Source organism: Neisseria sp. HMSC061B04 (assembly GCF_001836705.1).
Taxonomy (GTDB): domain Bacteria; phylum Pseudomonadota; class Gammaproteobacteria; order Burkholderiales; family Neisseriaceae; genus Neisseria.
In genome coordinates this window covers 135,274-159,718 of the sequence record NZ_KV830180.1, presented here as the reverse complement: position 1 = coordinate 159,718, position 24,445 = coordinate 135,274, and the positions used below count along the sequence as shown (strand labels likewise).

At 49.5% G+C, this 24,445-nt stretch carries 23 protein-coding genes; 10 read left to right on the top strand and 13 right to left on the bottom strand.

The window, feature by feature from the left end:
• Nucleotides 1–21 precede the first annotated feature (21 nt).
• Both HMPREF2661_RS03655 and HMPREF2661_RS03650 read left to right on the top strand, forming a co-directional pair.
• Nucleotides 22–1,113: an acyl-CoA dehydrogenase family protein gene (locus tag HMPREF2661_RS03655; protein WP_070822378.1), complete on the top strand. Its 1,092-nt coding sequence runs from the start codon at nt 22–24 to the stop codon at nt 1,111–1,113.
• A gap of 84 nt (nt 1,114–1,197) precedes the next feature.
• Nucleotides 1,198–1,368, top strand: coding sequence for a rubredoxin (locus tag HMPREF2661_RS03650; RefSeq protein WP_003747315.1), 171 nt, complete (start codon nt 1,198–1,200; stop codon nt 1,366–1,368).
• Between the two features lie 63 nt (nt 1,369–1,431).
• On the opposite strand, the gene dapC is transcribed toward HMPREF2661_RS03650, so the two are convergent.
• The 4 genes from dapC to HMPREF2661_RS03630 all read right to left on the bottom strand — a co-directional run bounded on the left by dapC (nt 1,432) and on the right by HMPREF2661_RS03630 (nt 6,030).
• Nucleotides 1,432–2,619: a succinyldiaminopimelate transaminase gene (dapC, locus tag HMPREF2661_RS03645; RefSeq protein ID WP_070822376.1), complete on the bottom strand. Its 1,188-nt coding sequence runs from the start codon at nt 2,617–2,619 to the stop codon at nt 1,432–1,434.
• Nucleotides 2,620–2,741: 122 nt separating this feature from the next.
• The gene (locus HMPREF2661_RS03640) at nt 2,742–3,914 is read right to left on the bottom strand and encodes an NAD(P)H-dependent flavin oxidoreductase (protein ID WP_070822374.1); all 1,173 of its coding nucleotides are present in this window, start codon (nt 3,912–3,914) and stop codon (nt 2,742–2,744) included.
• A 340-nt stretch (nt 3,915–4,254) separates the two neighbouring features.
• Nucleotides 4,255–4,935: a YiaD family glycine zipper/OmpA-like lipoprotein gene (locus tag HMPREF2661_RS03635; RefSeq protein WP_003747310.1), complete on the bottom strand. Its 681-nt coding sequence runs from the start codon at nt 4,933–4,935 to the stop codon at nt 4,255–4,257.
• 219 nt (nt 4,936–5,154) lie between these two features.
• The gene (locus tag HMPREF2661_RS03630; protein ID WP_049322882.1) at nt 5,155–6,030 is read right to left on the bottom strand and encodes a YoaK family protein; all 876 of its coding nucleotides are present in this window, start codon (nt 6,028–6,030) and stop codon (nt 5,155–5,157) included.
• 160 nt (nt 6,031–6,190) lie between these two features.
• On the opposite strand from HMPREF2661_RS03630, the gene HMPREF2661_RS03625 reads away from it, so the two are divergent.
• The 4 genes from HMPREF2661_RS03625 (at nt 6,191) to HMPREF2661_RS03610 (ending at nt 11,230) form a co-directional block, all read left to right on the top strand.
• The gene (locus tag HMPREF2661_RS03625; RefSeq protein WP_049322884.1) at nt 6,191–6,580 is read left to right on the top strand and encodes a hypothetical protein; all 390 of its coding nucleotides are present in this window, start codon (nt 6,191–6,193) and stop codon (nt 6,578–6,580) included.
• Between the two features lie 123 nt (nt 6,581–6,703).
• A complete protein-coding gene (gene ribF, locus HMPREF2661_RS03620) occupies nt 6,704–7,630 on the top strand; it encodes a bifunctional riboflavin kinase/FAD synthetase (protein WP_070822373.1) in 927 nt (308 codons plus the stop codon).
• Nucleotides 7,631–7,768: 138 nt separating this feature from the next.
• Complete coding sequence (gene ileS / locus HMPREF2661_RS03615; RefSeq protein ID WP_070822371.1) at nt 7,769–10,561, top strand: isoleucine--tRNA ligase; 2,793 nt, start codon at nt 7,769–7,771, stop codon at nt 10,559–10,561.
• 294 nt (nt 10,562–10,855) lie between these two features.
• Nucleotides 10,856–11,230 carry a DUF5071 domain-containing protein gene (locus tag HMPREF2661_RS03610; protein WP_070822440.1) on the top strand — a complete coding sequence of 125 codons (375 nt, stop codon included), beginning with the start codon at nt 10,856–10,858 and terminating at the stop codon, nt 11,228–11,230.
• A 218-nt stretch (nt 11,231–11,448) separates the two neighbouring features.
• On the opposite strand, the gene HMPREF2661_RS03605 is transcribed toward HMPREF2661_RS03610, so the two are convergent.
• The 3 genes from HMPREF2661_RS03605 to HMPREF2661_RS03595 all read right to left on the bottom strand — a co-directional run bounded on the left by HMPREF2661_RS03605 (nt 11,449) and on the right by HMPREF2661_RS03595 (nt 12,483).
• The gene (locus HMPREF2661_RS03605) at nt 11,449–11,841 is read right to left on the bottom strand and encodes an MliC family protein (protein ID WP_070822369.1); all 393 of its coding nucleotides are present in this window, start codon (nt 11,839–11,841) and stop codon (nt 11,449–11,451) included.
• Between the two features lie 241 nt (nt 11,842–12,082).
• Complete coding sequence (gene ykgO / locus HMPREF2661_RS03600; RefSeq protein ID WP_003685279.1) at nt 12,083–12,208, bottom strand: type B 50S ribosomal protein L36; 126 nt, start codon at nt 12,206–12,208, stop codon at nt 12,083–12,085.
• Nucleotides 12,208–12,483, bottom strand: a complete 276-nt coding sequence (locus HMPREF2661_RS03595; RefSeq protein ID WP_003747294.1) for a type B 50S ribosomal protein L31 — start codon at nt 12,481–12,483, stop codon at nt 12,208–12,210. The genes ykgO and HMPREF2661_RS03595 overlap by 1 nt, the downstream gene beginning before the upstream one ends.
• A gap of 175 nt (nt 12,484–12,658) precedes the next feature.
• On the opposite strand from HMPREF2661_RS03595, the gene HMPREF2661_RS03590 reads away from it, so the two are divergent.
• Nucleotides 12,659–14,152, top strand: coding sequence for a TrkH family potassium uptake protein (locus HMPREF2661_RS03590; RefSeq protein ID WP_070822367.1), 1,494 nt, complete (start codon nt 12,659–12,661; stop codon nt 14,150–14,152).
• 53 nt (nt 14,153–14,205) lie between these two features.
• Here HMPREF2661_RS03590 and galU read toward each other — a convergent pair whose 3' ends face one another.
• The 4 genes from galU to ampD form a co-directional block, all read right to left on the bottom strand.
• Complete coding sequence (galU, locus tag HMPREF2661_RS03585) at nt 14,206–15,069, bottom strand: UTP--glucose-1-phosphate uridylyltransferase GalU (protein ID WP_070822365.1); 864 nt, start codon at nt 15,067–15,069, stop codon at nt 14,206–14,208.
• A 124-nt stretch (nt 15,070–15,193) separates the two neighbouring features.
• Nucleotides 15,194–17,662: an NAD-dependent DNA ligase LigA gene (ligA, locus tag HMPREF2661_RS03580; protein ID WP_070822363.1), complete on the bottom strand. Its 2,469-nt coding sequence runs from the start codon at nt 17,660–17,662 to the stop codon at nt 15,194–15,196.
• A gap of 140 nt (nt 17,663–17,802) precedes the next feature.
• Entirely contained in the window at nt 17,803–19,071 is a 1,269-nt protein-coding gene (locus HMPREF2661_RS03575) for a cell division protein ZipA C-terminal FtsZ-binding domain-containing protein (RefSeq protein WP_049322889.1), read from the bottom strand.
• Nucleotides 19,072–19,248: 177 nt separating this feature from the next.
• Nucleotides 19,249–19,815 carry a 1,6-anhydro-N-acetylmuramyl-L-alanine amidase AmpD gene (gene ampD / locus HMPREF2661_RS03570; RefSeq protein WP_049322890.1) on the bottom strand — a complete coding sequence of 189 codons (567 nt, stop codon included), beginning with the start codon at nt 19,813–19,815 and terminating at the stop codon, nt 19,249–19,251.
• A gap of 115 nt (nt 19,816–19,930) precedes the next feature.
• Between ampD and mltG the strand changes: the two genes are divergently transcribed.
• The 3 genes from mltG to HMPREF2661_RS03555 all read left to right on the top strand — a co-directional run bounded on the left by mltG (nt 19,931) and on the right by HMPREF2661_RS03555 (nt 23,166).
• On the top strand, nt 19,931–20,926 hold the full coding sequence (gene mltG, locus HMPREF2661_RS03565; protein ID WP_003747285.1) for an endolytic transglycosylase MltG: 996 nt from the start codon (nt 19,931–19,933) through the stop codon (nt 20,924–20,926).
• 67 nt (nt 20,927–20,993) lie between these two features.
• Nucleotides 20,994–21,620: a dTMP kinase gene (gene tmk, locus HMPREF2661_RS03560; protein ID WP_049322891.1), complete on the top strand. Its 627-nt coding sequence runs from the start codon at nt 20,994–20,996 to the stop codon at nt 21,618–21,620.
• A 265-nt stretch (nt 21,621–21,885) separates the two neighbouring features.
• On the top strand, nt 21,886–23,166 hold the full coding sequence (locus HMPREF2661_RS03555; RefSeq protein ID WP_084824302.1) for a malic enzyme-like NAD(P)-binding protein: 1,281 nt from the start codon (nt 21,886–21,888) through the stop codon (nt 23,164–23,166).
• A gap of 293 nt (nt 23,167–23,459) precedes the next feature.
• Here HMPREF2661_RS03555 and HMPREF2661_RS03550 read toward each other — a convergent pair whose 3' ends face one another.
• Nucleotides 23,460–24,230, bottom strand: coding sequence for a DNA adenine methylase (locus HMPREF2661_RS03550; protein WP_063068511.1), 771 nt, complete (start codon nt 24,228–24,230; stop codon nt 23,460–23,462).
• A 50-nt stretch (nt 24,231–24,280) separates the two neighbouring features.
• Nucleotides 24,281–24,388: a Com family DNA-binding transcriptional regulator gene (locus tag HMPREF2661_RS11405; RefSeq protein ID WP_107831888.1), complete on the bottom strand. Its 108-nt coding sequence runs from the start codon at nt 24,386–24,388 to the stop codon at nt 24,281–24,283.
• Between the last annotated feature and the right edge of the window lie 57 nt (nt 24,389–24,445).

Here is a 24,445-nt window from a genome sequence, read left to right as displayed (position 1 = left end):
AAAATATCCAGAGGAAAAAAAATGACACGCGAAGCTTTACTGAACAATGTTGCCGAACTCGTTAAAAGCAAATTAAAACCATTGGTGGACGACATCGACCGCAAAGGCCTGTACCCGAAAGAATTTATGCTGGAATTGGGCAAAATCGGCGGTTTTGCCGCGGCCGGTACGGTTGAAGAAGGCGGCAACGGTTTGGGTTTGGCAACGCAAATCGCCGTATTGCGCGAAATCGGTAAAGAATGCGGCGCGACTTCGTTCAGCGCATGGTGTCAGGCGGCTTGCGCGTGGTATCTGCACCAATCGCCAAACCAAGCGGTTAAAGACAAATATTTGGCCGATATTCTGCAGGGCAAAGTTTTGGCCGGTACGGGCATGTCCAATACCGTCAAACACCTTGCCGGTATCGAAAAACACAACCTGCAAGCCGAGCGCGTCGAAGGCGGCTACAAAATCAACGGCGCTTTGCCTTGGGTATCCAATATCGGCGAAGACCACATTTGGGCAAATACCGCCCAAATCGGCGACAGCTATGTGATGTTTATCACCGGCGGCCAATGGGAAGGCGTTACCCTGCAAAACTGCCCTGAGTTCTGCGGTTTGGAAGGCACGCGCACTTACAGCCTGAATTTTAAAGACGTGTTTATTCCCGATGAAGATGTGATTGCTGCGCCTGAACAGTTCCAGTCTTATATCCCGACCATTAAAGCCGGTTTCATTCTACTGCAAATGGGTATCGGCGCCGGTGTGATTGATGGTGCGCTCGGCATTATCCGTATGGCCAATGTGGTGAACGCGGAAGTGAACTCATACCTCGACCACAGCTACAATGATTTGAAAGCCGCTTTGGACGGCGCATGGGCGGAAACCGAACGTCTTGCCGGTGAAGCGTGGAACAATAAACCCGATACGCTGGCAACCTTGAAACTGCGTGAAGCGGCTGCCGTATTGGCATTGAACGCCACTCAATCTGCCGCATTGCATGCAGGCGCGAAAGGCTATCTGATGCGCAGCCCGGCGCAACGCCGCGTCCGCGAGGCCATGTTCGTCGCCATCGTAACACCGGCCATCAAACACCTGCGCAAAGAAATTGCCGCTTTGGAAGCAGCGCAATAAATTCAAAATACCAACAATAAGACACACAAAAGGCCGTCTGAAAATACGGTTTCAGACAGCCTTTCAAAATGGAAGGAACACCAAATGGCTCAATATATGTGCGGCCCTTGCGGCTGGATTTACGATGAAGATGTCGGCGACCCCGAACACGGCCTGCCGGCAGGTACCAAGTTCGAAGACATCCCCGACGACTGGAAATGCCCTGAATGCGGCGTAGGTAAAGAAGATTTCTACCTTCTGGACTTCACCATATAAATTATCCGATTATTTAATAAAAAGGCCGTCTGAAGTTTCAGACGGCCTTTGTTTGCTTAATCGTCAGCGGTAGAGCGAAACAATGGTTTCAGCTGCTTTGACACAGCTTTCCACGTCGGCAACCAAAGCGATGCGGACGTAGCCTTCGCCCGGATTGCCTTGCTCGGTATCGCGGGCAAGGAAGCGGCCGGGTAACACTTGGATGGCGGCTTTCTGCCACAGGTTGCGCGTGAATGCCAAGTCGTCGCCGTCGGGAACTTTCAGCCAAATGTAGAACGATGCGTCAGGCAGTTTGACATCGAATACCTGTTGCAAAATCGGAATGACGCGGTCGAATTTTTCTTGGTAGAGGCGGCGGTTGGCAATGACGTGTTCTTCGTCGTTCCAAGCGGCAATGCTGGCGCGTTGGACGGGAATGCTCATCGCGCTGCCGTGGTAGGTGCGGTAGAGTAGGAAGTTTTTGAGCAACTCGGCATCGCCTGCGACAAAGCCGGAACGCAAACCGGGGACGTTGGAGCGTTTGGACAGGCTGGTAAACATAATAATGTTGTGCGTGCCGCGACCTAATTGCGCCGCAGCCTGCAAGCCGCCGATCGGTTTGTTGTCGTCAAAATAAATTTCGGAATAGCATTCGTCAGAGGCAATAATGAAGCCGTATTTGTCTTGCAAATCAAAAATTTCTTTCCAGTCTTCTAATTGCAGGACGCTGCCGCTCGGATTGTTGGGCGAGCAGACAATCAGGACTTTGGTACGCCGCCATACGTCTTCGGGCAGGCTGCTCCAATCGGGGTTGAAGCTGGGTGCAGGACAGTTGGCAAAATGGATTTCGCCGCCGCCCAATATAGTTGCGCCTTCGTAAATTTGATAGAACGGATTAGGGCTGATAACGACCGGTTTGGGGCCGTCTGAAGCCGGATTCAAAACGGTTTGGATGAAGGAGAACAATGCTTCCCGGCTGCCCAATACGGGCAGGATTTCATTGTCGGGATTGAGGCTCAAACCATCATAACGGCGGGCAACCCATTCGGCGCAGGCTTGACGCAGTTCGGGCAGGCCTGCGGTCAGCGGATATTTTTCCAGTTCGTGCAGGGAGGCGGTCAGCGCGTCGGTGATGACTTTGGGCGTCGGGTGTTTCGGCTCACCGATTTGCAGATGAATGGGCGTTATGCCTACAGGTGCGTCAATGCCTTGCATGGCTTCACGCAAGCGGGCGAAAGGATAGGGTTTGAGGTGGTTCAATAATGGATTCATGATGTTTCTGCTGGATAAATTCAGGCGATAATCTTAGCATTTTTTAGATGGATTGGGACAAAAAGGCCGTCTGAAAACAGGGTTTGAATGTTTTTCAGACGGCCTTTTGAGTGTTGACGCGTTTATTTGGCAGGGACGGCAGGCAAGTAACCGTTTAAGAGATATTGAATGGTTTCTTGAACCGTACGGATGGCATTGCCAAACGGCAGCGGGTCTTTACCGCGGAAAAACAGGCCTTTATCGACTTCGCCGCGGAATGCGGCGGAAAGTTGGATGTCGATACAGAATTGACCGGCTTTGGCCAAACCGTCGCGCAAACCGCAGCTGGTCAGGCAGTTCAGGCCTTGGGTGCAACGGCGCGGATCGTTTTTGGCGTTGGCTTGCAATTTAGCTTCGCGTTTGATGTAGCTGTCGAGGAATTTGGTGCGCACGCCGCGTGCAGGCAAACCGGCGACAGACATGAATTCAACCACTTTTTCGGTTTCCGCACCGGCCAGGGTTTTTTTGAAGTTGATGTGGGCATCGCCTTCTTCGGTTACGGCAAATGCGGTACCGATTTGGACGGCAGATGCGCCCCAGTTTTTCAAGGCTGTTTTGACTTTTTCAAAGTTTGCCATACCGCCGGCGAGTACCAACGGGATTTTTTCGCTTTCCAAACCTAAGTTTTTGAATACTTCAAATGTCTCTTCAATGACACGTTTGAACTCGAATTTGGCATCGTTCACGCCGTCAACGGTTGCCGCACCCAAGTGGCCGGCCGCGTGGGCAGGGTGTTCGATAACGATGGCATCGGGCAAAACGCCTTTTTTCATCCAACGTTTCAAAACGATATTGATACCGCGTGATTCGGACAAGATAGGGAAAAGGGCGACATCTTTGTGGTAGCCTTCGGCCATTTCCGGCAAGTCCAAAGGCAAACCTGCGCCCATTACAATCGCGTCTGCACCGGATTCGCAGGCCTGGCGGACATAGGCGGCATGGTCTTTGACGGCTTTCATGACGTTGACGGCAATCATGCCTTTGCCTTCTGAATCGGCTTTGGCTTTTTTGATTTCGCGGTCAAGCGCGATGCAGTTGAGGCGGGTGTATTTTTCTTCGCTGGAATTGATTTTCGATTCGGCCAACAAATCTTCATGCAAGTGGCGCAAATCGACGCTGGCGATGGTACCCACGCCGTTTTCACGTGCAACCGCGCTGGAGAGTTTTGATGCGGAAACGCCTACACCCATGCCGCCTTGTACAACGGGAATCAGTGATTTGCCACGGATAATCAATGGGTCAAAGTTGTTTTGCATGGATGCTCCTTCATAGATTCTGGATGGTGCCGTCTGAAATCCTATGAAATGGATTGGATAACGGGCTGATGTGTATATCAATAAGTGTGTTTTTCGCCGCCGTTTTTCAGACGGCATGAGGCGTGTTTTTAAAATTTTAGGAATTATACTCTAAGTTAGTGTAAAAATTAGAGTATTAATACAGTTTTTTTAAAGAAAAAATTGAAAAGTCTTGTTAATAAAGGAATAAATTTTATGATGGATTGAATTGAGGAGGAGAAATTGCAAACAAAATCTACAAAGAAAAAGGCCGTCTGAAATTTCAGACGGCCTTAAGTATGGGAATCAGACAGAGGTCGGATTACATTTGTTTTTTAGCGGCATCGATGGCGCGTTGGTCAGGGTTGATCAAGATTTCAACGCGGCGGTTTTGTGCGCGGCCTTCAACAGTGGCGTTAGAAGCGATGGGTTGGCGGGAACCGTAACCGAAAGTGCTCAAACGGGTGCTGCTTACGCCGCGGGATTGCAGGAAGGTGGCAACAGATTCGGCGCGGTTGCGAGACAATGGCTCGTTAATGGCGTCGTTACCGGTGTTGTCGGTGTGGCCGTTGATGGTCAAAGTCGTATCAGGATATTGAACCAAAGTTTGCGCAGCGGCAGACAAAGCGCTTTGAGCTTGGCCGCTCAGGGCGGCGCTGCCGGTGGCGAAGGTTACGTTTTCAGGCATAACCAGCTTGATTTGGTTGCCTTGGCGTTCGACTTCGATGTTGGTGTTTGCCAGGCTTTGACGCAGTTTTTTCTCTTGGTAGTCCATGTAGCCGCCGATACCGGCACCTACTGCACCACAAGCCAATGCGGAGTTACGCGCGCCTTTGCCGCCGTGGGTCAGCGCACCGACGATGCCGCAAACGGCCGCACCGCCCAAACCGTACATGGCGGTTTTGCTGGCGGACTGTTGGCCGGTAACAGGATCGGTCACACAGCCGGTGAGCGCCAAAGGAATTGCAGTAGCAATAACGGTCAGGGGTTTCAAGAATTTCATGTCGTATCCTCTTTTTAGATGACGGCTCGGGCCGTCTGAAAAAAAATGAATAAAAACCGCGTGGGTAATTACGGATTTATGATACCCAATATCCGAAACGCAAAAGAATGGGTTTAACCCGATATTACGAAAATATTTGCCAGTTAACATAATTCTGAAGCATTTCTGCATTTTTCTGGCAGCTTGGCCGTTTTGCCACGAAATAACCAGCAAAGTTTTTTACAGTTTCTTCCGTTTTTTCTGCTTGCGGCGATACCAGTTGACGAATGTCCATTTCAATCTGACCTTGACGTCATATCCCACCGAACCCGCACCCAGTATGAGCAAAACGGCGGAAACGGGCAGGGCGAAATGATGGCCGACCAGATGATAACCCCATGCGCCAACCACACCGCCCAGCAAAAACGACAGCATCAAGCCGCTCAAAAGCCACATTTTCGGTTTGTTGACGCGGACGTGCGGCAGGCGCGGATGATGCTGTTTGGAGTAATAAAGCGCGCGTGAGATTTCAATGCCCAAGTCGGTCGCCGTGCCGGTCATGTGGGTGGAACGGATGGCGCCGCCGGAAAGAAGCGTGATAACCGTATTGTGCATACCCATAATAAAACACAATAAAAATAATGCTAAAGACGGCATAATAAAATCAGATCCGCCAAAATCCCATTCCATCGCAGCAATACCGAACCAACCGAATATCAACAGATAAACTGCTTCCAGCCACATGGAAAACCCAAAGCTGCCACGGAAACGCATCTGTTGCGTCCATAAAATCACCCAACCCGAATGCGCGGCACCGGCAACAAAACACAATACACTGATAAAAGTCACCGCGGCAGACCACCAGTCTTGGAGATACAGCACATCAGCCAAAAGAGACATGGAGCCGGTTACGTGGGAAATATAGCGCGCAAATGCAAAGAATCCCCCCGCATTAATCGCACCGGCAAGAAAGGCCATGATGTAGCCCAGCCGTCTGAAACGGGCATCGGAAATATTGTGTTCGTGCAGATACGGGCGATCCGCCTGCCAAAACGGAGGCGTGTGTTGCCTGTGGTGGCGCAATCGGTAGGAGTGGGGCGGTTTGTCAGCGTTCATTGAGTGGGTTTGGAGTTAAACATTCATACAGGGTGTATTTTATATGCAACTGTCTGCCGATAAGAACAAATAATCTAAAGTGTTCCTAAGTTGCCACACTTGCCCATTAAACAATGAGGGCGTACATTAATAGAAAGATATAAACATAAGGAAACATCCGATGAATCCTCTCCGTCTGACCTTATTGTTTGGCGTCGTTGCATTGCTGGCCGCCTGCGCCACCACGCCCGAGCAAAAAGCCGCACGCGCCCAAGCGCAGAAACGCTATGAGCAGGATCTTCAAGTCAATCTTGCCGCACAATGCGATCAGGAAACAGCCGCGCTGATCCGCCGCAAATTTGAAGAAGAAGGCAAACCCGGTGTGGCAACCGCGGAACAAAAAGCCTTCCGCATCAAATATATCGACAAAGTTTCCGACCCGATGTTCCAAGCCTGCTACAAAATGGCATGGCAAAACTATATTTCCCAAGAGCAGTTGCGCGAAGCACGTTACTATCGCTATTACGACGATTGGGGCTATCCGTTTGGCCGTTATCCTTGGTGGTGGTAAGGTATTAACAAACCTCAGGGCCGTCTGAAAGCATATATTTATTGGTTTCAGACGGCCTAAGGTTTATTGAAACGGCAATAACGTTTACAATAGCCGCCTATTCAAACACACTACCCACCACCCATGAACATCTGGCTTGGACAGCGACATCCGCCCCAATTTCCGCAAGGAGCCGCCGTAACCATCGGCAACTTCGACGGCGTACACCTCGGGCACAAACATATCCTGCAAAAACTCAAACGAGAGGCAGACCGGCGCGGTCTGCCTGTTGTCGTTGTTATTTTTGAGCCTCAGCCCAAAGAGTTTTTTGCGCGTAAAGCCGGGAAAAAGCTGCCTTACCGCATCAGTCCGCTGCGTACCAAATTGCGTCTTTTGCGTGAAACCGGCTGCGTGGATGCCGTTTGGGTTTTGCGCTTTAACCAAACTTTCTCCGAGATGAGCGCACAAGCGTTTATCGACCGGCTTTTGCGAAAAACGCTCAATACACGTTATTTGCTGATTGGCGATGATTTCCGTTTCGGTGCGGGTCGGGAAGGCTGTTTTGAACTTTTGGCACAACAGCCCGATATGCAAACCGAGTGCACACCGTCCGTTATCGTTGAAGACATCCGCACCAGCAGTACCGCCGTCCGCCAAGCCCTTTCAGACGGTAAGTTGGAATACGCCAAAAAACTGTTGGGGCACGATTACGTGTTAAGCGGCAAGGTCAAACACGGACAAAAACTCGGCCGCACCATCAACGCGCCTACCGCCAACGTCCAGCTTCCCCCGTATCATTATGCGTTAAGCGGCGTATTTGTCGTCGAAGCTGACGGCGCATTCGGTACGCGCCGGGGCGTGGCCAGCTTTGGTTTTAACCCTACTGTCAGCAACAACCGTTCGCAAAAGTTGGAAGTCCACCTGTTCGATTTCAACGGCGATTTGTACGGCCAGCGCATCTTCGTCCGCTTCCTGCACAAACTGCGTGACGAGAAAAAATTTGAAAGTATCGAAGCATTGAAAACCCAAATTTTGCAAGATATGGAAGATGCAAAGGTTTGGAAAGCATAGAAACGCTTCTATACGCTTATAAAATCAAGACAATTGGGCTACAATAAGTCCTTCGAATTCTTTCAGACGGCCTTTTCTTTTTAAAATGAGCAATCAGGCCGTCTGAAACCGAAATACCGCAACAATAGAGATTAGAAAATGACCGATTACAGTAAAACCGTAAACCTGCTCGAGAGCCCGTTTCCAATGCGCGGCAACCTTGCCAAGCGCGAGCCTGCATGGCTGAAAAGCTGGTACGAGCAAAAACGCTACCAAAAACTGCGCAAAATCGCCAAAGGCCGTCCGAAATTCATCCTGCACGACGGTCCTCCGTATGCCAACGGCGACATCCACATCGGCCATGCCGTCAATAAAATTCTCAAAGACATCATTATCCGCAGCAAAACCCAAGCCGGTTTTGACGCGCCTTATGTACCGGGTTGGGACTGCCACGGTTTGCCTATCGAAGTGATGGTAGAAAAACTGCATGGCAAAGACATGCCTAAAGCCCGTTTCCGCGAATTGTGCCGCGAATACGCCGCCGAACAGATTGCCCGTCAGAAAAAAGACTTTATCCGCTTGGGCGTGTTGGGCGATTGGGACAATCCTTACCTGACCATGGATTTCAAAACCGAAGCTGATACCGTGCGTATGCTAGGTGAAATCTACAAATCGGGTTATCTCTACCGCGGTGCGAAACCGGTTCAGTTCTGCTTGGACTGCGGCTCTTCATTGGCCGAAGCGGAAGTGGAATACAAAGACAAAGTATCGCCTGCGATTGACGTTGCCTATCCGTTTAAAGACAATGCCGCGCTTGCCGCCGCATTCGGTTTTCCAGGTATCGAAGGCAAAGCGTTTGCCGTCATCTGGACAACCACGCCTTGGACGCTGCCTGCGAGCCAAGCTGTTTCAGCCGGCGCAGACGTGGTCTATCAACTGATTGATACGCCTAAAGGCAAATTGGTATTGGCGAAAGATTTGGCAGAAGACGCGCTCAAACGCTACGGCTTCGTTTCAGACGACCTGAAAGTATTGGCAGAAACCACCGGCGACAAGCTGGAAAACCTGCACATGAACCATCCGTTCCTCGAACGCGATATCCTCATGCTCAACGGCGAACACGTTACCACCGACGCCGGTACTGGCTTGGTGCACACTGCGCCTGCGCATGGTCTGGAAGACTACGCCGTCTGCAACAAATACGGCATCGAGCTTTACAACCCTGTAAACGCCGAAGGCCGATACATCAGTGAAACGCCGCGCGTCGCAGGCATGAGCGTTTGGGAAGCAAATCCCGTCATCCTGCAATGGCTGGAAGAAACCGGCAACCTCTTGGCAAGCAACAAAATCGAACACAGCTATGCCCACTGCTGGCGCCACAAAACCCCGCTGATTTACCGCGCGACAGGCCAATGGTTTATCGGTATGGACAAAGCCGGAAGCGACGGCAAAACCCTGCGCGACAAAGCCATCAAGGCCGTGGACGACACCGAATTCTTCCCGTCTTGGGGTCGCGCGCGCCTCGAAGCCATGATCGAAGGCCGCCCTGACTGGGTCGTTTCGCGCCAACGCTATTGGGGCACGCCGATGACCTTCTTCGTCCACAAAGAAACAGGCGAGCTGCATCCTAACTCTGCCGAGCTTTTGGAGAAAGTAGCACAACGCATCGAAGAAAAAGGCATCGAAGCATGGTTCTCACTCGATAAAAGCGAATTGTTGAGCGCGGAAGATTGCGAAAACTACGACAAACTTTCTGATACGATGGACGTATGGTTCGACTCCGGTTCGACCCATTATTCCGTCTTGAAACAGCGCAAAGAATTGGACTGGCCTGCCGACCTCTACCTCGAAGGCAGCGACCAACACCGCGGCTGGTTCCAATCTTCCATGCTGACCGGTTGCGCCTCATCAATGGGCCGCGCCCCGTACAAACAGCTTCTGACCCACGGTTTCGTGGTTGACCAAAACGGCCGCAAAATGTCGAAATCCATCGGCAACGTCGTCGCGCCGCAAGAAGTTTATAACGAATTCGGCGCGGATATCCTGCGCCTGTGGGCGGCATCCACCGATTACAGCGGCGAATTGGCGATTTCCAAAGAAATCCTCAAACGCGTTACCGAAAGCTACCGCCGTATTCGCAATACCTTGAGCTTCCTGTTTGCCAACCTCAGCGACTTCAATCCTATTGAAGATGCCGTGCAACAGGCAGACATGGTGGAAATCGACCGCTATGCCTTGGTATTGGCACGTCAGCTGCAAGAGCGTCTGGCGGGCGACTTCTATCCGCGCTACGCCTTCCACTTCGCCGTAAAAGACATTGTTTCTTTCTGCTCGGAAGACTTGGGCGCGTTCTACCTCGACATCCTGAAAGACCGCCTCTACACCACCAAAGCCGACAGCCACGCCCGCCGCAGCGCGCAAACCGCCCTGTACCACATCACACGTAGCCTGGTTCTCTTGATTGCACCGATTTTGTGCTTCACCGGCGAAGAAGCATGGGACATCATCGGCGGCGGCGAAGAAGACAGCGTCCTCTTCCACACATGGCATGAGTTCCCACCCATCAACGAAAAAGCCGAAACCGAACTGGTGAAAAAATGGACGGCAATCCGCGAAGCACGCGAAGCAGTAACTGCCGCCATCGAGCCTTTGCGTACAGACAAAACCGTTGGTTCTTCATTGCAAGCAGAAGCCGAAATTACGGCTCCGGAAGAAATTGCCGACTATCTGAACACTTTGGGCGAAGAATTACGTTTTGCTTTGCTGGTGTCTAAAGCCGAAGTGAAAGTCGGTGATGAACTTGCCGTTACTGCCAAAGCCAGCGACGGCGAAAAATGCGAACGCTGCTGGCACTATACTCACGATGTGGGCGCAGTTGCAGGCCATGAAACTATCTGCAAACGTTGTGCCGACAACGTTGACGGTAAAGGCGAAGACAGACATTACGCTTAATTGTTTGGTCTAAGATAAAGGCCGTCTGAAAACTTTGGAAATAGGTTTTCAGACGGCCTTTGTTTTCGTATAGCGAATAGATTTTGAAGGGTAATTTGGGATTTGTGATTTAGGTAAAATGCAGGATAGGGTTTCAAGTTATTGCAGGGTAGGAGTTTAATTGCACAAAAATAATTCTTACGTCAGGGAGAATTTGTTGAGGATATAGGAATGACGAATAATCATTTGTCTAGAATTGAGATCAATCATTACAATTTTGTATTCGTAAGTCTTAATAAAACAATGAGGTATCATATGCGCCCTAAAGATAAGTTTGACATCAAGGCTTGCAAAAGGATCAAGGAGTGCAACGATGAAGAATTAATTGAGACGGGAGAATGGCTCTCTGGGTGGTTGGGAGATGCCAACTTTCCTATTTTTAGTGAAATTGTTGAAATTTTTATAGAAAGACAAGATACATTACTCCCTTTCATTTCTAATATTTTTTACTCGAATGATAGTATATGCATTTATTGGGTTTTACTTGAACTTTATCCAAAATTATCCTATCAAAATCAAGTAACCTTAGCTATTGATTTGGAACATTGTCTTCATAATATTTCAGAAAAATTAACATTGGATGAAGATGATGAGAATCTTAAAGAAATCTTGGAAAAAGTTTTAAATTAAGTTAGATACATATTTAATGATTTTGAAATAATGTTTTGTCGGAGAAGGTACCTTTCAAAGGGTCTTACTTATTTGATGTATTTTGAACCTTCAAATAGTCTCATCTTTGCATTTTTTCATTAAACGGAAACTATATTTCTCTTTCGTTTTATCCGATATAAAAAGCCGTCTGAAAAAGTTTTCAGACGGCTTTTAGCTATTCTATTGCTAAGTAGAAATTAGCGGGCAGAGCAAGAAGTTTCTACTTTGTTGCCGTATGGGTCAGTGAAGCCGAAGAATGCTTCGCTGCCTTTTTGATGCCATTCGGCACCTTTGCCGAACAAGCCTTGGTTGGCAACATAGCGTTCGCCTGAACCTGCAACGGCAGAAGACAGGGTGGCAACTTTGTCGTCAAGGCGCAATTCAACTTGATCGGTGCTCAGGTTGCGGATTTGTACAGACAGGCCGTTTTCGCAGCTGAATGATTGAACACGGGCATCATGATCGTGTGCACGGCCGTGGTCATGATTGTGCTCGTGACGGTGACCATGGTCATGTTGATGGGCTTCGGGTGCGGCGCAGGCAGCGAGGCTCATGGCGGCGGCAATTGCAAGCAGGGCTTTTACTTTCATTTTTGACTCCTATGGTCAGTGTTGAAGGGAGAATGTAGCGGCATGTTATAAATATCTTTATGGCTTCACAATAGGGATAACCATTATTTACTTTTTCTTCCTGTTTTTGGGAGTATGGCAGGATTCGTTGTAGTTTTGATATGAATGATTAATGCCGTTTGAAAAAAAGCCGCACTTGCGCTAGAGGTAAACGAAAGTGCGGAAAATTCAGAGAGTTACATTGAAATATGGGTTGGGCCGCTTAACGCTGGCGTGCTTTAAAACGGGGGTTGCTCTTGCAAATAACGTACACTTTGCCTTTTCGGCGGACAATTTGGCAGTCGCGGTGTCGTTTTTTTGCAGTTTTCAGGGATGAGAGGACTTGCATCATTTATCCTTTCTGAAGGAAGACATCATGGATTGGTAACGTTGGTTGAACTTGCTGGCGCGGCCTTCGATATTGACATTGCGTTGTTTGCCTGTGTACACGGGGTGGGAAGCGGAAGAAGTATCAAGCGAAAAGAGGGGATACTCTATGCCGTCTTTCCAAACCATGGTTTTGCCGTGGGTATTGGCGCATGAACGGATAAGCCATCCTTGGTCTGCGCCGCTGTCGTAAAACAGGACGGTACGATAGTTGTCCGGGTGGATATCGGGTTTCATTTTTTTTCTCCAGTAAATGTTATGGTATAACATTATACTCCTATAAAAAGAGCAGGCAAGTGTTTTTTGTTTTTCTTTATCACGGGATTGCGGCATTTTGATAAAATATGCGGTTTCAGACGGCCTTTTTTATGAGGCCGTCTGAAACATTTTGTTTTCTGATGATAGGAATATAATGTATCTGCATAAGGGTTTCAGATTGGGCAGTGCGGTAAGCAAGGTGATGCCGATTGTCCATGTATTGTCCAAGCTGGGGCTGTTGTTTTCATTGCTGTTGGCCATGCCGACACTGATGTCGTATTTTTATCACGACAGCGCGTTTTTCGTATTTGCCTATACGGCGTTGACCGTATTGCTGGTGTCGTGCGTAACGTGGGTGCTGACACTGCGTTTCAACCGTGAATTGCGGCCGCGCGACGGATTTACCTTGGTACTGATGCTGTGGCTGGCTTTTGCTGTCGTGGCGGCGATGCCGATTTATTTCTATATGCCGTCCATGAGTTTTACCGATGCATTTTTTGAAGCGATGTCGGGGCTGACGACAACGGGGGCAACAGTGATTTCCGGCTTGGATACGCTGGCGCCATCGGTAAACTTTTGGCGGCACATGCTCAACTGGCTCGGCGGTATGGGTATTATCGTGTTGGCTGTGGCAATTTTGCCGATGTTGGGCGTGGGGGGGACGCAGCTCTTCAAAGCGGAAATTCCGGGTATGGATAAGGAAAGCAAAATGGCTCCCCGTATTTCGCAAGTGGCCAAACGGCTGTGGTTTGCCTATGCGCTGACAACTGCTGCAGCCTTTGTATCCTTGCATATTGCCGGTATGGGCTGGTTTGATGCCTTGTGTCATGCAATGTCGGCTGTGGCTTTAGGCGGTTTTTCAACGCATGATGACAGCGTTGCCTATTTTGATTCTGTAGCAGTCGAGTGGACGTTGATGTTTTTTACTGTCTGGGGCGGTATCAATTTTGCCAGCCATTTTACTGCGCTGGGCAACCGCTCTTGGCGGGTGTATTGGAAGGATGAAGAATGCCGCACCATGCTGCTGGTTTTGTCGGGCAGTATTTTGATTTCGGCATTGTATCTGTGGCAGCAGGACGTGTACCAAAGCCTTGGCGAAGCTTTGCGTTTTGTCAGCTTCAACTTTGTGTCCATCGGATTAGCCAGCGGTTTCTCCAATGCCGACTTTGCACAATGGCCGCTGATTGTGTCGTTGTGGATGTTTTTCCTGTCGAATGTCTTGGCAAGCTCAGGCTCTATGGGCGGCGGTATTAAAAATGTGCGCGCTTTGGTGTTGTTCAAATTCAGCTTGCGCGAGATGTTGATTTTGCTGCACCCGCGTGCGGTTCGTACGGTAAAGGTCAACAACAACTCCATTCCGGATCGTATGGCGCTGACCGTTATGTCGTTCATTTTTATTTATTTTATGACGGTCATCGTATTCAGCTTTTTACTGATGGCCGCAGGCTTGGACTTTTTATCCGCCTTCACGGCAGTCATTGCCTGTATTACCAATGCCGGTCCGGGCTTGGGTGCAGTCGGTCCGTCGCATAATTATGCCGCGCTGAGCGATGTGCAGAAATGGCTGTGTGCGGCAGTGATGCTGTTGGGACGTTTGGAAATTTTTACCGTTTTAATTTTGTTTACTCCGGCATATTGGAAGAAATAAGTGTAGAAAAAGGCCGTCTGAAATTTCAGACGGCCTTTTTATAATGGCTGAATTTAAGCGTATTGCTTGAGCAGTTCTTTAAATTGTTCGCCGGTTTCAGGGTGTTTCAAACCGTAAGCTACAGTCGCTTCAAGGTAACCCAATTTGCTGCCGCAGTCATAGCGCTTGCCTTCAAATGCGTGAGCCAACACAAACTCATGATCAAGCAGGCGGGCGATACCGTCGGTCAGTTGGATTTCACCGCCGGCACCGCGCGGCAGGTTGGTCAACAAGTCAAAAATACGCGGGGGCAGGATGTAGCGGCCGACAACGGCGAGGTTGGAAGGCGCTTCTTCCGGTTTGGGTTTTTCAACGATGTTGATAATACGTTGATAGTTTTTCAGCTGCTCGACTTCGACGATACCGTAAGAACCGGTTTGGGAAGGATCGATGGTTTCAACGCCTAAAACGCTGTTGCCGCTTTGGTTGTACACGTCAACCATTTGTTTTAGCGCGCCTTTAGGCGTATCAATCAAATCGTCTGCCAAAATAACGGCAAAAGGCTCGTTACCAACGGCTGCCTGCGCGCACAATACGGCATGGCCCAAACCCAATGCTTCGGTTTGACGGATGTACATGCAGGTAATGTTGGAAGGCAGGATATCGCGAACATGCGCCAGCAGTTTGTCTTTTTGACGCAATTCCAATTCGGTTTCCAACTCGTATGCTTTGTCGAAGTGGTCTTCGATGCTGCGTTTGTTACGGCCGGTGATGAATACCATTTCGGTACAGCCGGCTTCAACCGCTTCTTCAACTGCATATTGAATCAGAGGCTTATCCACAATAGGCAGCATTTCTTTGGGGCTGGCTTTGGTTGCAGGCAGGAAACGGGTGCCCATACCGGCAACGGGAAAGACGCATTTTTTAATGGGTTTCATATTATTATCCTATTTGATTAAGGGTTATACCCCAAAAGTGTAAAGGTGTAGTCGTATGTAGTGATGATACCACATGATAAAGTATCAGTCGGTTTTAAAAGGTGGATTGATCATGGATACTGTCTTATCCCAGCAACGACAGCAATTCTTCTTCGCTCAATACGGCTATGCCCAGCGTTTGGGCTTTTTCCAATTTACTGCCAGCTGCTTCTCCGGCGACAACGTAGTCGGTTTTTTTGGATACGCTGCCGGAAACTTTACCGCCTGCGGCCTCGATCAAGGCTTGGGCTTGGTCGCGTTTGAGCGTGGGTAAAGTCCCTGTCAATACAAAGGTTTTACCTGCTACGGCCTCATTAATGCCGTCTGAAATAGTTTCATCTTGAAGATTAGACAGCGTTTGAGCAAAGAAAGTTTTCATATTTTCAAGTAGGGCTGCGTTTTGCGGTTTGCTGCGCCAGGCTTGCCAATCGGCAGGCAACGCTTTATCGCTTTGCAAACCTTCTATGCTTTGTCCGGCAAGCTCCCATAAGGCCAGTGCTTTGGTTTCGCTGATTTTAAAATTGGGCAGGCGGGCAATCCAGCGTTGCGGCTCGGCATGGCGCAGCGGTGGGATGGTGACAGCCTGGCCTTGCGGGGCAACACCTACTGCCAGCAGCTCGTCTATCATCGCCTGTTGCGCTTCTTGGGCAAAAAAGTGGGCGATGGATCGGGCAACCACCGTGCCGATATCGGGCAGGCAGGCGAGGATGGGTTCGGGTGCGTGGCGGACGTGTTCGAGCGTACCGAATGCCTGCGCCAGTGTTTTAGCGGTACGTTCGCCGACGTGACGGATGCCGAGGGCAAAAAGGAAGCGCGCAAGTTCGGGCGTTTTGCTGGCTTCTATGCCTGCAAGGATGTTTTCAGCCCATTTGGTCGGCTGTTTTTTATTGTTTTTAGCAAGCATGGCATTGCCGGTCTCGCCTTCAAAGTCTCCAATCTCACTGTTTGATGGTTCTTTTTCACTAGCTGATGCTTTGTCCGCCATTTCCTTCATTTTTTGCAGGGTTGGAATATCGAGGCGGTAGAGGTCGGCGAAATGGCGGACGAGGTCTTGGGCGACCAGCTGCTCGATTTGTTTTTGACCGAGTCCGTCGATGTCCATGGCTTTGCGTGAGGCGAAGTGGATTAAACCTTGCGCGCGTTGTGCTTGGCAAAGCATACCGCCGCTGCATCGGGCAACCGCTTCGCCTTCTTCACGTTCGATTTCGCTGCGGCAGATAGGGCAATGAGTGGGCAGGCGGTAGGGTTTATGTAGCGGTTCGGCTCGGGTTTCAGAAGGTGTTTCGGCAAACAAATCGTCTTGCAGGCCGTCTGAAACGGTAACGTTAGCCTCTTGCATTGGGCGGCGTTCGAAAATCACGCGGACTACCTCGGGAATCACGTCTCCGGCGCGGCGTACGACAACGGTATCGCCAACGCGTACGTCTTTTCGAGACACTTCATCTTGATTGTGCAGTGTAGCATTGGTAACGGTAACACCGCCGACGAATACAGGTTGCAGGCGGGCGACGGGAGTTACTGCGCCGGTGCGCCCGATTTGTACATCAATGGCTTCGACAATGGTCAATGCTTCTTCGGCAGGGAATTTGTGGGCAATGGCCCATCGTGGTGCGCGTGAGATGAAGCCGAGTTCGCGCTGTTGCATCAAGCTGTTGACTTTGACGACCATGCCGTCGATTTCATAGGGTAGAGTAGGGCGTTTTTGCTGCATTTGCTCGTAAAACGCCAATACTTCGTCGATATTTGGGAAGCAGCCGAAATTACCGTCAGGCAGGCTGAAGCCAAGCTCTTTACAGTAGCTCAGTTCTTGCAGGTGTTCTTCTGCGATAAAACCGCTTTGTTGTCGGGCGATGGAATAGGGAAAGAAATGCAGTTTGCGCTGTGCCGTAATGCGCGAGTCGAGTTGGCGTAAACTACCGGCGGCGGCATTGCGCGGATTGGCGAAAGGTTTTTGTCCGTTTTCAGCCTGTCGTTCGTTTAAAGCGGCAAAATCGGCTTTGAGCATCAGTACTTCGCCGCGAATTTCGATAAGATCGGGAATATTTTCTCCATGCAGGCGCAGGGGAATGTTGGATACGGTTTTGACGTTTTGGGTAACGTCTTCGCCTGTTGTTCCATCGCCACGGGTTGCCGCTTGAATCAATACGCCGTCGCGGTAGAGCAGGCTGATGGCCAGACCGTCAAATTTAGGCTCGATAACGTATTCCGGTTTTTTGCCGTTCAAACCTCCACGCACGCGCTCATCGAAAGCATACATTTCGGCATGGTCGAACACGCCGTTTTCATCTTGTGGCGAGAAGGCGTTGGTCAGCGACAGCATCGGTACTTCGTGGCGCACTTCGGCAAAGCCTGCCAGAGGTTCGCCGCCGACGCGCTGGGTTGGGCTGTCGGGCAGTTTGAGCTCGGGGTAGTTTCGCTCCAATGCTTCAAGCTCGCGGAACAATTTGTCGTATTCGGCATCGGGTACGCTGGGCGCATCTAGGGTGTAGTATTCGTAGGCGTAGCGGTTGAGGAGGTCGGTCAGGTATTTGATACGTTGTTCAGTCGGATTCATTGTGTAATCGGAATAGAGTTTTCAGACGGCCTGATGATAGAGAGGCCGTCTGAAAATTGATGAATATTGAAGATGAAGGGATTTTACCTGAAAAAAGCGGATATGCCGTCATTGCATATCCGCTTTTTGATTGGGGAAGTTTAAGAGAACAGGCGCAGGGCTTGTTTGCTGCCGGGTTTGAGGCCGACTTTAAGCATTTCTTCCTGACGGGCCAAAACGTAGTTGCGTACGTCTTTGAGCCATTGGGTGGAAACTTCTTCCATTTGGTCGTTAACCAAATCCAAGCTGAGTTGGCCGGAAAGTTTGACTGCCAAGTCCATGAATTTGTCGAAAGTTTTTTCGCCGGCCGGAACGTGCGGAATATCCAGCAGCATGCTGAAGCCGCGGTAGGCTTGGTTGTCCAGCAAAGGATTGGTAAACGGTTTGTTGTCCAAAGTATGGATGGAGAACAATTGAGGGTTGTTGTTGTCGCCGAAGTGGAACGCGCCGTCTTCGCCCAATTTGAAACCGGTTTCTTCCACGGCGGCACGCAATTCTACGCCGCTGATGTTGGAATGGGAAACCAAGTGAATGGCGATGGTTTGGTCAACACGCGCACAGAATTGGTCGAGGGCTTGTGCGACTTCGGTGAACGCGTCCAAGTCGGTATGCAAAACTTTGCCGTCCATCAGTTGGGCAAAGGCATCAACCTGTTGGTCGAAGTGTTGCAACTCTTCACGTGCGGCCAAACCGTTGCGGCTGACAGCTTGCAGGCCCATGACGAAGCCTTGGTAGTAAACTCCTGGAATCGGCTCGGCAACGCGGAAATGGTCGTCCATGGTGCAACCGATGATTTGGAAGCGGTGGGTAGCGGAAAGGCGCGGCAGGGCATGCAATTCTTGGGCTTGTTTCAGGGAGATATAGGCCATGTAGTCGAAGCGGGGATCAAACCAAGGCAGCTCGACTTGAGATAATTCGTCCAGACTGATCAATGGTACTTGTGCCACGGGTTCGGCTGCGGTTTCTACCGGAGTGGAAGTGGCTTCGGCTGGGCTTACGGTAATTTCGTTGTTCAAGCCGATAACGGTGTGTTGGACTTTTTCTTCTGTGGAGAAGTCGTCTTCCACAGTCAGCTCGACATCGGTTTTCAGTTGGGCAGGGTGGGCCAGTTTGGCTTTGGCCGCGTAGATTTCATCTTGTTCCTGCAGGTTGCGCAATGCCTCTTCATTTTTTTTGTTTTTCTTGATAAACAAACCTTGGCCGCCGGTTTCTTTACTGTCGCGGACGTGTTTCGTTTTGCTGGTCAAAAGTGCATCTTTATCGGAATGGCCGAATTGTTCGCGCACTTGTTTGCGGTATTGGTTTTCCTGGTACATGTTGTAACCGATGACCGCCAAAAGGGCGGCGAGGGCTAAGACGATGAAAATCATGGAGTAATCACTTTTTAAAAAGGCAGCATTCCGTCTTTTTCAGGGTGCGGAATCTTGCTGCGCGGGCAGTTCGTTGGAGCCGGACTTTATGCGTCCGAATGAATAGCTGAATTATAACGAAAATAAACGGTTGTGACAGCATTATGTCTGCCAATCAGTGTTCAGGCCGTCTGAAAGTTATCCGTGTCGGACGGGGAAACCTGCTTTTTGAAGGCGAGGCCAATCGAAGAAATGTCCAGGATCGGTTTTCCTGTCCGGCGCGATGTCCTGATGACCGGTAACGGCCTGAATCGGATAATGCTCGGAAATGGCGGTCAACAAGGCTTGCAGGCTGGTGTATTGTGCTTCGGTAAAAGGCTCGAAATCGCAGCCTTCCAATTCAATACCGATGGAAAAGGCGTTGCATTTTTCTCTGCCTTGAAACGACGATACGCCGGCATGATAGGCCATGTCGTTGCAGGAAACGAATTGGACGGTTTCGCCCTCACGGCTGATGAAAAAATGGCTGGAAACGCGCAAGGTGTGGATGATGCTGAAGAAAGGATGCTCGTCAGGGTTGATTTGGTTGGTAAACAATTTTTCCACCGCCCCCGTGTTGTACTCAAAAGGAGGAAGGGAGATATTGTGGAGGACAACCAAAGAGACGTCTTCATCCGGTTCGCGCGGGCTAAAATTGGGCGAATGAGTTTGGCGTGCATTCAGCCAACGGCCGTTTTGCCAAGTGTTTTTTGAAGGAGAATTCATGGTTTCAGACGGCCTTTCGGGATAGGAAAACATACGTTGGGGAATGCGACAGGCTTAATATGCTTGTTTTCGGTTATACTGTCGCCCGACACGTTCACAAACCAAGAATCCTACCATGTTGAAAAAATTGTTGAAATGGCTGGCCGTATTTTTGACGGCATTTGCCGCCGTGGTTGCCGCATTGTTGTTTGTTCCGAAAAACAACGGCAAACCATACCGTATTACCGTTGCTAAGAATCAAGGTATCTCTTCCGTCAGCCGCAAGCTGGCTCAAGACGGCATTGTTTATAACCGTTATGTATTGGTAGCCGCCGCATATGTGATGGGCGTGCACAACCAACTCAATGCCGGCTCTTACCGTCTGTCTGCCAAAGTATCGGCTTGGGACATTTTAAAACGCATTAAAAAAGGCCGTCCTGATTCGGTCAGCGTGCAAATTCTAGAGGGTGCGCGGTTTGCACAAATGCGCCGTATTATCGACAACACTGCCGATATTGCCCATGATACGCGCGGCTGGAGCGATGAAAAACTGATGGCCGAAGTGGCACCTGATGCCTTGAGCAGCAATCCTGAAGGACAGTTTTTCCCGGATAGTTACGAAATTGATGCCGGCGGCAGCGATCTTCAAATTTATAAAATCGCCTACCGTAAAATGCGGGAAAACCTACAAGAAGCATGGGACGACCGTCAAAGCGGCCTGCCTTATAAAAATCCGTACGAAATGCTGATTATGGCGAGTCTGATTGAAAAAGAAACCGCGCACGAAGACGACCGCGCCCATGTGGCCGCCGTATTCGTCAACCGCCTTAATATCGGCATGCGCCTGCAAACCGACCCGACTGTCATCTATGGTATGGGCGATGCGTATAAGGGCAGAATCCGTAAAGCCGACCTACAACGCGATACGCCTTACAATACTTATACGCGCAGCGGTTTGACGCCGACGCCGATTGCGCTTCCCGGCAAGGCCGCGCTTGAGGCGGCGGGTCATCCGTCTAATGAAAAATATCTGTATTTCGTCTCAAAAATGGATGGTACGGGCCTGAGCGAGTTCAGCCATAATCTTTCTGAGCATAACGCCGCCGTACGCAAATATATTTTGAAGAAATAAACCGAATAGGCCGTCTGAAACATTTATAATCCCTGTTTCAGACGGCCTTTAGATTAACGATATCCATATGAAACCCAGATTTATTACCCTTGACGGCATAGACGGCGCAGGCAAATCCACCAACCTCGCCGTAATGAAAGCATGGTTTGAGAAACACAAACTGCCCGTATTGTTTACGCGCGAACCGGGAGGCACGCCTGCCGGAGAAGCATTGCGCGAAATCCTGCTCAACCCTGCCACCCAAGTAAGCCTGCGCACCGAAACCCTGTTGATGTTTGCCGCCAGACAGCAACACTTGGAAACCGTCATTCTTCCTGCCCTGAAAAACGGCACACATGTCGTTTCTGACCGCTTTACCGATGCAACGTTTGCCTATCAAGGCGGCGGACGCGGCGTTCCCTTGCAAGATATTGCCACGCTTGAGCATTGGGTGCAGGGTGATTTCCGTCCCGATTTGACCTTGCTGTTGGATGTGCCTTTGGAAGTATCGATGGCGCGCATCAACCAAACGCGCGAGAAAGACCGCTTTGAGCAAGAAGCAGCCGAGTTTTTCAATCGGGTGCGGGAAGTGTATCTGCAACGTGCTAACGAACAGCCGGAACGCTATGCCGTCATCGACAGCAGCCAAAGTCTGGACGCGGTAAAAAATCAGATTGAAACCGCGCTAGACAGTCATTTTGGATTGAATGTTTAAGTTTAAATAAAATGCCGTCTGAAAGCAGGTAGTGTGGCGAAGAAATATTATTACAGAAGTTTTTAGACATAAAACCGATTAAAACGAAATATCAAAACAAATGTAATAAATATCGGTATGCGCCACCAAAAGAACATGATAAAATTACGGCCTCTTACAAAGCCGGTCTGTTAACAAACCGACTTTAGAAGTTTAAATGTCTGAAGCAGCCCGTTTCAGACTTGTTCGCTGTAAAATCTCTCTCTCTCGCAAACAGGATCGACAAATGGAAAATTCATTAAAAGAAGCCGCCCTGCAGTTCCACGAATTCCCCGTGCCGGGCAAAATCTCCGTTACCCCAACCAAATCTCTGGCTACTTCTAAAGACTTGGCGTTGGCGTACTCTCCGGGCGTAGCCGCTCCTTGTATGGAAATCCATGCCGATCCGCAAAATGCCTACAAATACACCGCCAAAGGCAATTTGGTTGCCGTGATTTCCAACGGTACCGCAGTGTTGGGTTTGGGCAACATCGGCGCATTGGCCGGCAAACCTGTTATGGAAGGCAAAGGCGTATTGTTCAAAAAATTCGCCGGTGTTGACGTATTCGATATCGAAATCGATGAAAAAGACCCGCAAAAACTGGTGGACATCATCGCTTCTTTGGAACCGACTTTCGGCGGTATCAACCTTGAAGACATCAAAGCGCCCGAGTGCTTCTACATCGAACGCGAATTGCGCAAACGCTGCAAAATCCCCGTATTCCACGACGACCAACACGGTACCGCTATCACCACCGCCGCCGCTGTGTTGAACGCTTTGCGTCATACCGGCCGTAAAATTGAAGAAGCGACTTTGGTGTGCTCCGGCGCAGGTGCGGCCGCGATTGCCTGCTTGAACCAATTGCTGGATTTGGGTCTGAAACGCGAAAACGTGACCGTTTGCGACTCCAAAGGCGTGATTTACAAAACCCGCGAAGACAAAGACCGTATGGACGAGTCCAAACAGTTCTACGCCATTGAAGACAACGGCCAACGCGTATTGGCCGATGCCGTTAAAGGTAAAGACATCTTCTTGGGTCTGTCCGGTGCAAACCTGCTGACGCCTGAAATGCTGAACACCATGAACGAAAAACCAATCGTGTTCGCCATGGCAAACCCGAATCCGGAAATCCTGCCTCCATTGGCAAAAGAAACCCGTCCGGATGTGGTCATCGGTACCGGCCGTTCAGACTTCCCGAACCAAGTGAACAACGTATTGTGCTTCCCATTTATCTTCCGTGGCGCATTGGATGTCGGCGCGACCACCATCAACGAAGAAATGAAACGTGCCTGCGTGTACGCTTTGGCTGATTTGGCGATGGAAGAGGTAACTGAAGAAGTGGTTGCTGCTTACGGTAAGAAATTTGAATTCGGTGCGGAATACCTGATTCCTACCCCATTCGATTCCCGCCTGTTGCCTCGCGTTGCTACAGCTACTGCTAAAGCGGCAATGGAAAGTGGCGTGGCTACCCGTCCAATCGCCGATTTGGATGCGTATGCTGCTAAACTGGCCGGTTTGAAATTGTAATCCGGTAAGTAGTATTTGATTGAAAATGCCGTCTGAAAGTTGTATTTCAGACGGCATTTTTGTTTGTCGCATATTTTATAGAGGGTTTAATGAAACGGCTGAAATGATGAACATGGCAAGCTGCCGATTCAAAATGGGCGTGGAAATATAAATTGCTTGAAGCGCGCCGAGATAAATCAGACGATTTTTTGAGAAAAATGAAATGTTCTTTTATTTCATAATGTGAAAGCTATTTTCAAATCCTGCCAATCTTAGGCAGGATTTTTTCTATAACGCGACGATACCGTCGCTTTTTACCAATTGCAGATAACTAGCTCTCCACTTGTTTTTTGTGTTTTATCTCGACTAATAGAATATACCAGGTTCAGTTCGGTAATTCGGAAGCCTTTAAACAATTCACGGATATCTGGGTGGTCGTTGATAGAGAGCATGACTTTACCCTTGCATTCGCGCATCATTTTGGCCAGCAGCTCATACTGAGACCAATCAAATGAACGATCATAACCTGCAGTTTGCCAATACGGTGGGTCTGCGTAGAAAAATGTATGCTCTCGGTCGTACCGTTGAAAACAACGCTCCCATGATTCATTTTCCACATATACGCCACTCAACCGATTACGAGCAACTTGAAGTTTATCTGCAATTTGAGCTGCATTCCATGCCTTACCAGTTGTAGCTGTTCCAAAGTGCTGATCGCAAATTTTGCCTCCAAAGGCATTATGTTGCAGATAGAAAAAACGTGCGGCACGCTGAATATCGGTCATGCAGTCAGGAGGTGTTGATTGGAGTCTTGCAAATACTTCTCGGCTGGTTAGTGTCCATTGGAATTGGCGCACAAATTCATCAAAATGGTGCTGTACAACACGATATAGATTGATAAGTTGACCATTCAAGTCATTCAATACTTCAACCTTTGCTGGTTGCGGTCGCATAAAGAATAATGCTGCACCACCGGCAAACAGCTCAACGTAACAAGTATGCTCGGGGAACATGGGTAACAAATGTTTTGCCAAACGGCGTTTGCCACCCATCCATGGGACGATAGGCAGAGGCTTTTGAGTCATAACTACTCCTTATATATAAGCATAGGTACTCAAAGGCACTCAGATTTGAATTACTCCGTTTTAAATTGATTCAGCAATTTGCAGCGTGGGCACTTAATTTCAAAGCAGCCACGGCCAACAGCCAAAAGTTTAAAACAATTTTTGCAACGGCATTTCATTTTTCACAGTTCCCTTATCGTTAGTGATAGAATCACCGTGCCTCGCGCGAGGTACGG